Source organism: Streptomyces sp. WAC04114, assembly GCF_019733245.1.
Classification (GTDB): Bacteria; Actinomycetota; Actinomycetes; order Streptomycetales; family Streptomycetaceae; genus Streptomyces; species Streptomyces massasporeus_A.
In genome coordinates this window covers 39,820-52,149 of record NZ_JAIGQA010000038.1, presented here as the reverse complement: position 1 = coordinate 52,149, position 12,330 = coordinate 39,820, and the positions used below count along the sequence as shown (strand labels likewise).

Sequence of the window (12,330 nt, the reverse complement as noted above, 5' to 3'; positions counted from 1 at the left end):
GGGCGCGGTGAGCGGCGCAGGAGCATCGGTGGCGGAGGGGCTGCGGGCCGAGCGGGTCAGCCGCCGCGCCGACGGGCGTCTCATCCTGGACGGCGTCGCCCTCGCGCCGGAGACCGGCTCCACGGTCGGCGTCCTCGGACCCAACGGCTCCGGCAAGTCCACGCTGCTGCGACTGCTGGCCGGGCTGCTCACCCCGACCTCCGGAGTCGTCACCCTCGACGGCACACCGCTGGGCGACCTGCCCCGCCGCACGGTCGCACGCCGCCTCGCCGTGGTCGAGCAACAGTCCGACACCCAGGTCGAGTTGACGGTCGAGGACGTCGTACGGCTGGGCCGCGTCCCGCACCGCCGTGCCTGGACACCCGCCTCCGCGGACGACGAACGGGCCGTGCGCGCTGCCCTTCGGCGCACGGGCCTCGACGGCCGGGCCCGGCAGCTCTGGCACACCCTCTCCGGCGGCGAACGCCAGCGGGTGCAGATCGCCCGCGCGCTCGCCCAGGAACCCCGCGAACTCCTCCTCGACGAGCCCACCAACCATCTCGACATCCACCACCAGCTCGACCTCCTCACCCTGGTCACGGGTCTGCCGGTCACCACCGTCGTCACCCTGCACGACCTCAACCTCGCGGCCATGTACTGCGATCGGGTCGTCGTGCTGTCCGCGGGGCGGGTCGTGGCCGCGGGCACTCCGGGCGACGTCCTCACCGCCGAGCTCGTCGCCGATGTGTACGGGGTGCGGGCCGCCGTCAGCCGCGAGGGGCCCGAGGGGCGGCCCCATGTGCGGTTCCTGGGCCCGCAGGCCTGACAGCAGCGGCCGGACACGCCGTGGGCGGGGCGATCGCGCCACGGCGGCCGGAAATCGCCGAACCTGCCCGCGCATGCCCGCCCATCCGCCTACGCTCGCCTCGTGCTGCGCATCATCGACGCCCGAACCCGTGAGCCGGTCGACGCCGCCCCGGCCCGCCGGGGCCTGACCCGTGTCGAGGTGCACGCACCCGGCTCCGACACGACGAACCTGCGGGTGCTGCTCGTCGGAGACCTGCTGGTGCGGACCCTGGAGCTCGGCGGCACACCGGTGTGGGCGCTGCTGACCGGCGGCCACCGGCAGGCGGAGCTGCGCGCCGACGCCGCGACGCTCGGCATCCGCCCCTTCGAGGACAGCCCCGACGTCGGTGCCGGTCTGGGCGAGTCCCAGGTCGTCCACGTCACCACCGAGGACGGGGCGGCACCCGACGGGGTGCGGATCGCCGTCGCGCCCGCGGAGCCGGGCCCGCCGCACCCCTTGGACCCCGCCGTCCTGCGCCTCGCCCTGATCAGCCGGCACCACCGCACCCCCCTCCGGCTGGAGGCGGCCGCACTCGACGACGCCCACGCGACCCTGGCCCGCTGGCGCGGCGCGGTCGCCCGCTGGGCGCGGCAGCCCTCGCGGCCGGTCCCCGACGACGTACGGGACCGGCTGCGCGCCGCCTGGGACGACGACCTCGACGTGCCGCGGGTACTGGACGTCCTGCGTCAGGTCGAGACCGAGCCGGTGCTGGCGGACGGTGCCCGCTTCGAGACGTACGCCTACGCCGACCGGATCCTCGGCCTCGACCTCACCCGCGACCTGGGAGCCCCGTCATGATCGAACGCTCCGGAGCCGGCCCGCTGCGCCGCCTCATCGTGCTGCGGCACGCCAAGTCCGCCTGGCCCCTGGACGTCGTCGACCACGAACGCCCCCTCGCCCCGCGCGGCCGCCGGGACGCCCCCGCGGCCGGGCGCGCCCTGGCCGACGCCGACCTCCTGCCGGACCTGGCGCTGTGCTCCACCGCCGTCCGCGCCCGCCGGACCTGGGACCTCGCCGCCGCCGAGTGGGGCACGCCGCCGCCGGTCCGGTACGACCGGCGGCTGTACGCCGCCGGACCCGCCGGCCTGCTGGCCGTGGTGCACGAGGTGCCCGCCGCGGTGGAGACGCTGCTGCTGCTCGGGCACAACCCCGGCCTCGAGGAACTGGTCCTGGCCCTCGCCGGCGACGGCCTCGACGACACCCTGGAGCAGGTCCGCACGAAGTTCCCCACGTCGGCGATCGCTGTTCTGGCCTGGCGCGGCACGGCCTGGCGGGACCTCGCCCCCGGCACTGCGCTGCTCACGTCCGTGACCGTGCCCCGGGGCGCGAAGAAGTAGGCCCGGACCCGCGCATAGGCTGGCCGTATGCCCGACGAATACCGCACGGTCGCCGGCCCCGGCGTGCACGAGACCGAGGTCAACCGCTCCCGCTTCCTGTGCGCCCTCGCCCCGGCGGCCACCGAGCAGGAGGCCCAGGACTTCATCGCCGCGGTCCGCAAGGAACACGCCGACGCCAACCACAACTGCTGGGCCTACGTCATCGGCGCCGACGCCTCCGTCCAGAAGGCGAGCGACGACGGCGAACCCGGCGGCACGGCCGGCGTCCCCATGCTCCAGATGCTGCTGCGCCGCGACATGCGGTACGTCGTCGCCGTCGTCACCCGCTACTTCGGCGGGGTCAAACTCGGCGCCGGCGGGCTCATCCGGGCGTACGGCGGAGCGGTCGGCGAGGCCCTGGACACCCTGGGCACCCGCACCCGCCGCAGGTACCGGCTGGCCACGGTCACCGTCGACCACCAGCGGGCCGGCAAGCTGGAGAACGACCTGCGCACCGGCGGGCGCGAAGTCCGGGACGTGCGCTACGGAGAGGCCGTCACCCTCGAGATCGCCCTCCCGGACGCCGACGTGCCCGCCTTCCGTTCCTGGCTCGCCGACGCCACCGCCGGCACGGCCGGCTTCGAGGCGGGCGGGGAGGCGTACGGGGACGCGTGACGGCGGCTCCGCCTCGCGCGTTGGCGCGGTACACATGCGGACATGTCCGCCGAATTGGCCCCGGGCAGGCGTGAAATGCCGAGGTTCGTGAGGGAGCGGGTGCCCGCACGCGTTAGCGTGGTGGGTGCTGACAGCGAGCCGTACCGGCTCGCGCTGGTCGTACGGAAAGCAGGGGCGGACATGCAGGTCGGAGCGGCGTCTTGAGGCTGCTGCACACCTCCGACTGGCATCTCGGCCGCGCCTTCCACCGGGTGAACATGCTCGGCGCCCAGGCCGAGTTCATCGACCACCTCGTCACCACCGTGCGGGAGCGCGACGTGGACGCCGTGGTCGTGTCGGGAGACGTCTACGACCGCGCCGTGCCGCCGCTCGCCGCGGTCGAGCTGTTCGACGAAGCCCTGCACCGCCTCGCCGCTCTCGGCGTGCCGACCGTGATGATCTCCGGGAACCACGACTCGGCCCGCCGGCTCGGCGTCGGAGCCGGGCTGATCGGGCGGGCCGGCATCCACCTGCGGACCGAGCCGTCGGCGTCCGGCACCCCGGTGGTGCTGGCCGACGGCGACGGCGACGTCGCCTTCTACGGGTTGCCCTATCTCGAACCGGCCCTGGTGAAGGACGAGTTCGGAGTGGAGAAGGCCGGGCACGAGGCCGTGCTCGCCGCCGCCATGGACCGGGTCCGCGCCGACCTCGCCGCCCGCGCGCCCGGCACCCGCTCCGTCGTCCTCGCACACGCCTTCGTCACCGGCGGCGAACCCAGCGACAGCGAGCGGGACATCACCGTCGGCGGCGTCGCCGCGGTGCCGGCCGGGGTGTTCGACGGCGTCGACTACGTGGCGCTCGGGCACCTGCACGGCTGCCAGACCCTCACCGACCGCGTCCGCTACTCCGGCTCCCCGCTGCCCTACTCCTTCTCCGAGGCCGCCCACCGCAAGAGCATGTGGCTGGTGGACCTGGCCGCGGACGGCTCCCTCGACGCCGAGCGCGTCGACTGCCCGGTGCCCCGCGCCCTGGCCCGGATCCGGGGCACCCTGGAGGACCTGCTCGCCGACCCGGACCTGGCACGGCACGAGGAGGCGTGGGTCGAGGCGACCCTGACCGACCCCGTCCGCCCGGCCGACCCGATGGCCCGGCTCGCCGAGCGCTTCCCGCACACCCTCAGCCTCGTCTTCGACCCCGACCGCGACGACGCCGAGTCCGAGGTGTCGTACGCCCGGCGCCTCGCCGGCCGCAGCGACCAGCAGATCGCCGAGGACTTCGTCGCCCATGTGCGCGGCGCCGCGCCCGACCCGCACGAACAGGGCGTGCTGCGGGACGCGTTCGACGCGGTCCGGGCCGACGAGACTGTACGGGAGGTGGCCCGGTGAGGCTCCACCGGCTCACCCTCACCGCCTTCGGTCCCTTCGGCGGCACCCAGACCGTCGACTTCGACGACCTGTCCGCGGCCGGGCTGTTCCTGCTGCACGGCCCCACCGGCGCGGGCAAGACATCCGTCCTCGACGCCGTCTGCTACGCGCTCTACGGCTCGGTGCCGGGCGCCCGGCAGGGCGGCGGACAGGGCACGGCCCTGCGCAGCGATCACGCCGCACCCGCGACCCGCACCGAGGTCACCCTCGACCTCACCGTCGCCGGACGCCGCCTGGAGGTCACCCGCCGGCCGCCCTGGGAACGCCCCAAGAAGCGCGGCACCGGCACCACGCTCGACAAGGCCCAGACATGGCTGCGCGCGTACGACGCGACGGCCGGGGCCTGGAAGGACCTCAGCCGCTCCCACCAGGAGATCGGCGAGGAGATCACCCAGCTGCTCGGCATGAGCCGGGAGCAGTTCTGCCAGGTCGTGCTGCTGCCGCAGGGCGACTTCGCCCGGTTCCTGCGCGCCGACGCCGAGGCCCGCGGCAAACTGCTGGGCCGCCTGTTCGACACCCGCCGCTTCGCCGACGTCGAGAAGCGCCTCGCCGAGCGGCGCCGCACCACCGAGACCCAGGTGCGGGACGGGGACGCGGAACTGCTGGCCGACGCCCACCGCATGCAGCAGGCCGCGGGCGACGCCATGGAGCTGCCCGAACTGGCCCCGGGCGAACCGGGACTCGCCGAGGCCGTGCTGAACGCCGCCGCCGTCGCCCGCAGCACCGCCCGCGAGCAGCTCACCGTCGCCGCCTGCACGCTCACCGCCGCCGAGTCCGCGCAGGCCGCCGCCGGCCGGGCCCTGGACGACGTACGCGAACTCGCCCGCCTTCAGGGGCGATTCGCGCAGGCGCAGGAGCGGGCGGCACGCCTGGAACAGGGAGCCGAGGCCTACCGGGAGGCCCTGGCGCTCATGGAGCGGGCCCGCAAGGCCGAAGCGGTCGCGCCCGCCCTGGACCTGCGGGAGTCCTCCGAAGCCGAACACCGCCGGGCGGCCGCCGCCGAGGCACGCGCGCGTGCCCTGCTCCCGGACACCTTCGCCGACGCGGGCGCGGCCGGGCTGGCCGCCGCCGCACGCCGGGCCGCCGAGGAACTGGGCGGGCTCGACGCGGCCCGCCGGGCCGAGCGGCGCCTGGCCGAACTCCTCGACGAGCGCGCCGGCCTGGACCGCCAGGAGCGTGCCGACGCGGACCTCCTGCACGAGGCGGAGGCCTGGCTCGACGGCTGGGAGGAGACGCGCACCGCACTCCAGACCCGCCTCGACACCGCGCAGCAGGCCGCCGCCCTCGCCGAGCAGCTCGCCGAGCGCCGCGAGCCGGCGCAGCAGCGGCTTCGGGCGGCCCGCATGCGCGACCAGCTCGCCCAGGACACGGACCGGGCGGTCGACCGGGTCCGCACCGCGCAGGACGACACGCTCCGTGCCAAGCAGCACTGGCTCGAGCTCAAGGAGCAGCGCCTGAACGGCATCGCCGCCGAACTGGCCGCGCACCTCACCGACGGCGCGCCCTGCGCCGTCTGCGGCGCCACCGAACACCCCGCCCCGGCCCGCAAGGTGGCCGGGCACGTCGACCGCGAGGCGGAGGAGCACGCCCTCACCGCCTACCAGCGCGCCGACGAGCAGCGCGCCGAGGACGAACGGCGTCTCGCCGTCGTACGGGAGGCCCTCGCCGCGGCCACCGCGGAGGCCGGTGACAGTCCCACCGAACAACTCGCGCAGGAACTGGCGGAGTTGGACGAGCGTTACGCGCAGGCCCGCAGTGCCGCGGCCGAGCTGCACGCCGCGCGGGAGCGGCTGCGGCAGGCCGGGCAGGAGCACGAACGCCGCCTCGCCGCCCGGCAGGAGACGGCCGTGCGGACCGCCTCCCGGGTCGGTCACCGGGAGCGGCTGGACCGCGAACGGGCCTTGCTGGAGGAGGAGCTGGACCGGGCGCGCGGCTCCCTGGACAGCGTCGCCGCGCGGGCCGCGCAGCTGGAGCGGCGCACCGCGCTGCTCACGGACGCCGCCGACACCGCCCGCGCCGCCGAGGACGCCGCCCAGCGGCTGAAGGACGCCGACGCCCGCCTCGCCGACGCCGCCTTCCGGGCAGGCTTCGAGACCCCGCAGGCCGCGGCCGACGCCCTCCTCGACCGCGCCGCCCACCGCGAACTGCAACGCCGCCTGGACGCCTGGCAGCACGAGGAGGCCGCCGTACGGGCCGTCCTCGCCGAGGCCGACACCGCCGCGGCGGCCCGCGAGCCGCAGGCCGACCCGGACGCGGCGCAACAGGCCGCCGACGAGGCGGCCCGGCGGCTGCGCGCCGCCGCCTCCGCCCACGACGCCGCGCAGCGGAGCTGCGCCGAACTCGACCGGCTCTCCGCCCGGGCGACCGCCGCCGTGCGTCGGCTGGCGCCGCTGCGCGAGGAGTACGACCGCGTCGCCCGCATGGCCGGCCTCGCCGCGGGCACCTCGGCGGACAACGAACGCCGCATGCGCCTGGAGTCGTACGTCCTGGCCGCCCGGCTGGAGCAGGTCGCCGCCGCCGCGACCGTCCGGCTGCGCCGCATGTCCTCCGGCCGCTACACCCTCGTCCACTCCGACGACCGCACCGGACGCGGCCGCAGCGGGCTCGGACTGCACGTCGTCGACGCCTGGACCGGCCGTGAACGCGACACGGCGACGCTGTCGGGCGGCGAGACGTTCTTCGCCTCGCTCGCCCTGGCCCTCGGCCTCGCGGACGTCGTCACGGACGAGGCGGGCGGGGTGCGGCTGGACACCCTCTTCATCGACGAGGGCTTCGGCAGCCTCGACGACCAGACCCTCGACGAGGTCCTCGACGTCCTCGACTCCCTGCGCGAACGCGACCGGAGCGTCGGCATCGTCAGCCACGTCGCCGACCTGCGGCGGCGGATCCACGCCCAGCTCGAAGTGGTCAAGGGCCGGTCCGGCTCGACCCTGCGCCAGCGCGGCACCGGCTGACGTCAGCGCCCCAGGGGACGCCGGGGGAGGGGTGAGGAATACACCACGCTCGTGGTCACCGAGCCCAGCGCCCCGATCTTCCCCGACACCTCCTCCAGGTGACGCATCGAGCGGGCCGTGACCTTGATGACGAAGCAGTCGTCCCCCGTGACGTGGTGCGCCTCCAGGATCTCGGGCGTGACGGCGACCAGGTCGTGGAAGGGCTTGTAGTTGCCGTTCGGATACCTCAGGCGCACGAACGCCAGGATCGGCAGGCCCAGCCGCTCCGGGTCCACCACCGCGGCGTAGCCCCGGATGACCCCGGCCTCCTCCATGCGGCGCACCCGGTCGGTGACCGCGCTCGCGGACATGGAGACGGCCCGGGCCAGCTCGGCGAAACTGGCCCGGCCCTCCCGCTGGAGGACGTCCAGAATGCGCCAGTCGGTGGCGTCCGGGGAATACTCGGTCATGCCCGAGGGATAGCAGGGGAATCCCCGGCGGATCAAGCCGAGCGCCGGGGATCGTCACTTCAGGGAGGGGACCGGCGGCCGTAGTTTTGCCGCATGACCACCATCGTGAACCCCGTCCTGCGCGTCGCCCCCGCCGCTCCGGCTGAGGCCGTCGCGCACTTCCGCGCCGGGCTCGCCTTCCACACCGACGTGTCCGACGTCGCCGCCGCACTCGACGCCGGCGGCGACCCCGGCTTCGTCCTCGTCGACTCCCGCTCCACCGAGGCGTGGGACCAGGGCCACATCCCCGGCGCGCTCCACCTGCCGACCGTGCTCGTCCCCGAGCAGGCCGGGCAGCTCCTCGACCGGTCGGTGCCGGTCGTCACGTACTGCTGGGGCCCCGGCTGCAACGGTGCCGCCCGCGCCGCCCTGGCCCTCGCCGAACTCGGCTACCGGGTCAAGGAGATGCTCGGCGGCTTCGAGTACTGGGTGCGCGAGGGACTGGAGTTCGAGACCTGGCAGGGGCGCGAGCGCCGGGCCCCGGACCCCCTGACGGCGCCCGTGGACGCCGGCGACTGCGGCTGCTGAACCCCCGATCCTTTGCGGCGAGTTGACCCTGTAGGTTCTTGCGCCATGGTGCGATACGCGGAGCCGGGCGCAGTGGAATGGGTGGAGTCGGGCGGCGGACCGCTGATAGCGGTGCCGGAGACCGTCCTGCCGTTCTGGGCGGGTGCCGACGGCGAGGAGACGGCCTCGGACTACGACCGGGCCTGCGAGGTGGACGGCCACGTCGGGCTCCTCCCGGTCGGCGACTCCACGGCCCTGGTCCTGGGCGACGAGCCCGCCTCGACCGCCTACCTGCCCGACCGGGGCATGTTCGTCCGGTGGTGCGCCGCCGACTCCGAGCACGAACTCCTGGCGAGCGTCCCGCCGGCGACCACCACGGCGGAGTGGGGGCCGGAGACGACCTGGAAGGTGCCCGGGCCCGTCCGCCTCTTCGACGCGGCGTGGCCCGGCACGGGCCTCACGGACACCGACCAGGTCCGGGTGGCCCTGGAACCCGGCAGCTACGCGGTCCGCGCGGCGAGGGTCCAGCCGGGCCCGGAGACCTGGCTGGACCTGATCGAGCTGCGCCTCCTGGCGCCGCGATAGCGACGGCCCGCGACGCGCCCGCGTCCTGGCGCCGCGACGCCCCGCCGACACGCCTGCAGCTGCGACGCCCTTACAGCCGCGACAGTTCGTCCACCAGATCGTCCAGACCCAGCGACCCCTGCGACAGTGCCGCCATGTGCCAGGCCTTCGGGTCGAAGGCGTCGCCGTGGCGGGCGCGGGCGTTCTCGCGACCCAGCAGCCAGGCCCGCTCGCCGAGCTTGTAGCCGATGGCCTGGCCCGGCATGGACAGGTAGCGGGTCAGCTCGCTCTCCACGAAGTCGGCCGGGCGGCTGCTGTGCGAGCCGAAGAACTCCTGCGCCAGCTCGGCCGTCCAGCGCTCGCCGGGGTGGAAGGGTGAGTCGTCCGGGATCGTCAGCTCCAGATGCATGCCGATGTCGATGATGACGCGCACCGCCCGCATCATCTGGGCGTCCAGGTAGCCGAGCCGGCGCTCCGGGTCGGTCAGGAAGCCCAGTTCGTCCATCAGTCGCTCCGCGTACAGCGCCCAGCCCTCGGCGTTGGCGCTCACCATGCCGACGCTCGCCTGGTAACGGGAGAGGTTCTGCGCCACGTGCTTCCACTGGGCCAGCTGGAGGTGATGGCCGGGCACGCCCTCGTGGTACCAGGTCGACACCAGGTCGTAGACCGGGAAGCGCGTCTCGCCCATCGTGGGCAGCCAGGTGCAGCCCGGGCGGGAGAAGTCGTCCGACGGCGGCGTGTAGTAGGGGGCCGCGGCGCTGCCCGGAGGGGCGATGCGCGACTCCACCCGGCGCACCCGCTCGGCCAGGTCGAAGTGGGTGCCGTCGAGGGCGTCCATCGCCTCGTCCATGAGGCTCTGCAGCCAGTCGCGGACCTCGTCGACGCCCTCGATGTGCGTGCCCTGCGCGTCGAGGTGGGCCAGCGCCTCCCACGGCGTGCCGGCACCCGGCAGGATCTTCTCGGCCTCGCTCTTCATCTCGCCGAGCAGCCGGTGGTACTCGGACCAGCCGTAGGCGTACGCCTCGTCCAGGTCGAGGTCCGTGCCGTTGAAGTAGCGCACCCAGCGCGCGTACCGCTCCCGGCCCACCACGTCCGGTGCGCCCTCGATCGTCGGCGCGTACACGTCCCGCATCCAGTCGCGCAGCCGCACGACCGCCTCGGTGGCCGAGCGGGCGGCGGTGTCCAGCTCGGACCGCAGGGCCTCGGGGCCGGCCGCCGCGTACTGCTCGAACCAGCCGTGCCCCTCGCCATCGGCGTCGGCCCACTCACCGAGCTGCGTCACGAAGGTGGCGGTGGCGCGGGGGCCGGCGTACAGCTTCCGCTCCAGGCCGAGCGCCAGGGACTCCCGGTAGCCCTCCAGCGCTGCCGGGACGCCGCGCAGCCGCTCGGCGATCGCCGCCCAGTCCTGCTCCGTCTGCGCGGGCGTCACGGTGAACACCTGCCGCACCGCGTGCGCGATCGAGCTCAGATTGCTGACGGAACGCAGGCTCTCGTCGGCCTCGTGCACCGCGAGTTCGGCGCCCAGCCGCTCGCGCAGCAGCCGCGCGCACCGGCGCTCGATGTCACTGTCCGCGCCGGGCAGCCGCTCGGCCTCGTCCAGCCGTGCCAGTGTCCGCCGCGCCAGCTCCGCGAGCGCCTCCTGCCCCGCGGGCGAGGTGTCGGGCAGCCTGCTCGAACTCTCCTTGTCGCCGAGGAACGTGCCGGTGATCGGGTCGAGGGCGACGAGCTCGTCGACGTACGCGTCGGCGACCTCTCGGGGCAGCGGGCTCTTGATCTCAGACATGCGGCCATCCTCGTACGGCGGACCGCGCACGTCACGCGGATTGAGCCGAGGGCGAAGGCGGCAGCAGCGGCCCGCACTCCCACTGCTGGAAGATCAGCCGGGTCTCCACCCGCGCCACCTCCCGCTGCGACGTGAACTCGTCCAGCACCAGCCGCTGCAGGTCGGCCATGTCGGCGACCGCGACATGGACCAGATAGTCGTCGGGACCGGTCAGGTGGAACACCGTCCGCGACTCCGGCAGGACCCGGATCCGCTCCACGAACGGTCCCACCAGCTCCCGGCGGTGCGGCCTGACCTGCACCGACAGCAGGGCTTCCAGCCCCCGTCCCAGCTTGGCCGGATCCAGTTCCAGCCGGTGCCCGAGGATCACGCCCGACCGGCGCAGCCGCGTCACCCGGTCCAGGCACGTCGACGGCGCCACCCCGACCTGCGCGGCGAGATCCCGGTAGGTCGCCCGGGCGTCGTTCTGCAACAGCCGCAACAGATGGAGATCCACCGGATCGAGTACGACAGATTCAGCCATCGGCCGAACGTAGCACGGGAGCCGCACCCGGCAGCCCGGCCGATGTTCACCCTTGCCCACCATGGACATGGACACAACGAGCACGCACGCCCACGACGCCATACGCACCGCACCGCGAGCCCTCGCCACCGAGGCCGTGCACGCCGGGCGGGACGACCTCGCCCGGCAGGGCCTGCACGCCCCGCCGATCGACCTGTCCACCACCTACCCGTCGTACGACAGCCGCGGTGAGGCGGCCCGGATCGACGCGTTCGCCACCACCGGCGCGGAGCCGGACGGGCCGCCCGTCTACGGACGGCTCGGCAACCCCACCGTCGCCCGCTTCGAGACCGCCCTGGCCCGCCTGGAGGGCACCGAGGCGGCCGTGGCGTTCGCGAGCGGCATGGCCGCACTCAGCGCCGTGCTGCTCGTCCGCGGCTCCATGGGCCTGCGCCACGTCGTCGCCGTACGCCCCCTCTACGGCTGCAGCGACCACCTGCTCACCGCCGGGCTGCTGGGCTCGGAGGTGACCTGGACCGACCCGGCCGGCGTCGCCGACGCCCTGCGCCCGGACACCGGGCTCGTCCTGGTCGAGTCCCCGGCCAACCCCACGCTTGCCGAGGTCGACCTGCGGGCTGTCGCGCACGCCTGCGGCTCGGTGCCGCTGCTCGTCGACAACACCTTCGCCACGCCGGTCCTCCAGCGCCCCGCCGAGCACGGGGCGCGGCTGATCCTGCACAGCGCCACCAAGTACCTCGGCGGGCACGGCGACGTCCTCGCGGGCGTGGTCGCCTGCGACGAGGAGTTCGCGGGCCGGCTGCGGCAGGTGCGCTTCGCCACGGGCGGTGTTCTGCACCCATTGGCCGGCTACCTGCTGCTGAGGGGCCTGTCCACCCTCCCCGTCCGCGTCCGGGCGGCCTCCGCCACGGCGGCCGAACTCGTCCGCCGCCTCGCCGCCGACCCGCGCGTCGCCCGCGTCCACTACCCGCGCATCGGCGGCGCGATGGTCGCCTTCGAGGTGGACGGCGACCCGCACGAGGTGATCGGCGCGGTCCGCCTGATCACCCCGGCGGTGAGCCTCGGCAGCGTGGACACCCTCATCCAGCACCCGGCCTCCATCAGCCACCGCATCGTCGACGCGGACGACCGCAGGGGAGCCGGCGTGAGCGACCAGCTCCTGCGCATGTCGGTGGGCCTGGAGGACGTGGAGGACCTGTGGTCGGATCTCGACCAGGCGCTGGGGCGCCCCGAAACGGGCGCGGGGAACTGCGCGACAAGCCACAACGAACCCGCGCCCGCGCACTGACAGATA

The 12,330-nt window shown here is 74.8% G+C and carries 12 protein-coding genes; 9 read left to right on the top strand and 3 right to left on the bottom strand.

The genetic code is table 11. The features are described from left to right. Positions 1 to 7 precede the first annotated feature (7 nt). The 6 genes from K4G64_RS13540 to K4G64_RS13515 all read left to right on the top strand — a co-directional run bounded on the left by K4G64_RS13540 (position 8) and on the right by K4G64_RS13515 (position 7,174). Entirely contained in the window at positions 8 to 805 is a 798-nt protein-coding gene (locus tag K4G64_RS13540; protein ID WP_221756287.1) for an ABC transporter ATP-binding protein, read from the top strand. Between the two features lie 102 nt (positions 806 to 907). After that, positions 908 to 1,624, top strand: a complete 717-nt coding sequence (locus K4G64_RS13535) for a hypothetical protein (protein WP_308122351.1) — start codon at positions 908 to 910, stop codon at positions 1,622 to 1,624. After that, a complete protein-coding gene (locus tag K4G64_RS13530; protein ID WP_221756282.1) occupies positions 1,621 to 2,163 on the top strand; it encodes a histidine phosphatase family protein in 543 nt (180 codons plus the stop codon). Before K4G64_RS13535 ends, K4G64_RS13530 begins: the two co-directional genes overlap by 4 nt. Before the next feature lie 27 nt (positions 2,164 to 2,190). After that, on the top strand, positions 2,191 to 2,817 hold the full coding sequence (locus K4G64_RS13525; RefSeq protein ID WP_221756281.1) for a YigZ family protein: 627 nt from the start codon (positions 2,191 to 2,193) through the stop codon (positions 2,815 to 2,817). Positions 2,818 to 3,017: 200 nt separating this feature from the next. Then, positions 3,018 to 4,181, top strand: coding sequence for an exonuclease SbcCD subunit D (locus K4G64_RS13520; protein WP_221756280.1), 1,164 nt, complete (start codon positions 3,018 to 3,020; stop codon positions 4,179 to 4,181). Next, positions 4,178 to 7,174 carry an AAA family ATPase gene (locus K4G64_RS13515; protein ID WP_221756279.1) on the top strand — a complete coding sequence of 999 codons (2,997 nt, stop codon included), beginning with the start codon at positions 4,178 to 4,180 and terminating at the stop codon, positions 7,172 to 7,174. The genes K4G64_RS13520 and K4G64_RS13515 overlap by 4 nt, the downstream gene beginning before the upstream one ends. Before the next feature lie 2 nt (positions 7,175 to 7,176). On the opposite strand, the gene K4G64_RS13510 is transcribed toward K4G64_RS13515, so the two are convergent. Further along, complete coding sequence (locus K4G64_RS13510) at positions 7,177 to 7,623, bottom strand: Lrp/AsnC family transcriptional regulator (protein WP_031108314.1); 447 nt, start codon at positions 7,621 to 7,623, stop codon at positions 7,177 to 7,179. 93 nt (positions 7,624 to 7,716) lie between these two features. On the opposite strand from K4G64_RS13510, the gene K4G64_RS13505 reads away from it, so the two are divergent. Both K4G64_RS13505 and K4G64_RS13500 read left to right on the top strand, forming a co-directional pair. Further along, positions 7,717 to 8,190 (top strand): rhodanese-like domain-containing protein, encoded by a 474-nt coding sequence (locus K4G64_RS13505; RefSeq protein WP_221756278.1) that lies wholly within the window; start codon positions 7,717 to 7,719, stop codon positions 8,188 to 8,190. 45 nt (positions 8,191 to 8,235) lie between these two features. Continuing rightward, the gene (locus K4G64_RS13500; RefSeq protein WP_221756277.1) at positions 8,236 to 8,754 is read left to right on the top strand and encodes an immunity 21 family protein; all 519 of its coding nucleotides are present in this window, start codon (positions 8,236 to 8,238) and stop codon (positions 8,752 to 8,754) included. A gap of 70 nt (positions 8,755 to 8,824) precedes the next feature. Here K4G64_RS13500 and K4G64_RS13495 read toward each other — a convergent pair whose 3' ends face one another. Continuing rightward, complete coding sequence (locus K4G64_RS13495) at positions 8,825 to 10,516, bottom strand: DUF885 domain-containing protein (RefSeq protein ID WP_221756276.1); 1,692 nt, start codon at positions 10,514 to 10,516, stop codon at positions 8,825 to 8,827. A 31-nt stretch (positions 10,517 to 10,547) separates the two neighbouring features. Further along, positions 10,548 to 11,039, bottom strand: a complete 492-nt coding sequence (locus K4G64_RS13490) for an Lrp/AsnC family transcriptional regulator (RefSeq protein ID WP_030835643.1) — start codon at positions 11,037 to 11,039, stop codon at positions 10,548 to 10,550. Positions 11,040 to 11,106: 67 nt separating this feature from the next. Between K4G64_RS13490 and K4G64_RS13485 the strand changes: the two genes are divergently transcribed. After that, a complete protein-coding gene (locus K4G64_RS13485; RefSeq protein ID WP_221756285.1) occupies positions 11,107 to 12,324 on the top strand; it encodes a PLP-dependent aspartate aminotransferase family protein in 1,218 nt (405 codons plus the stop codon). Positions 12,325 to 12,330: the final 6 nt, after the last annotated feature.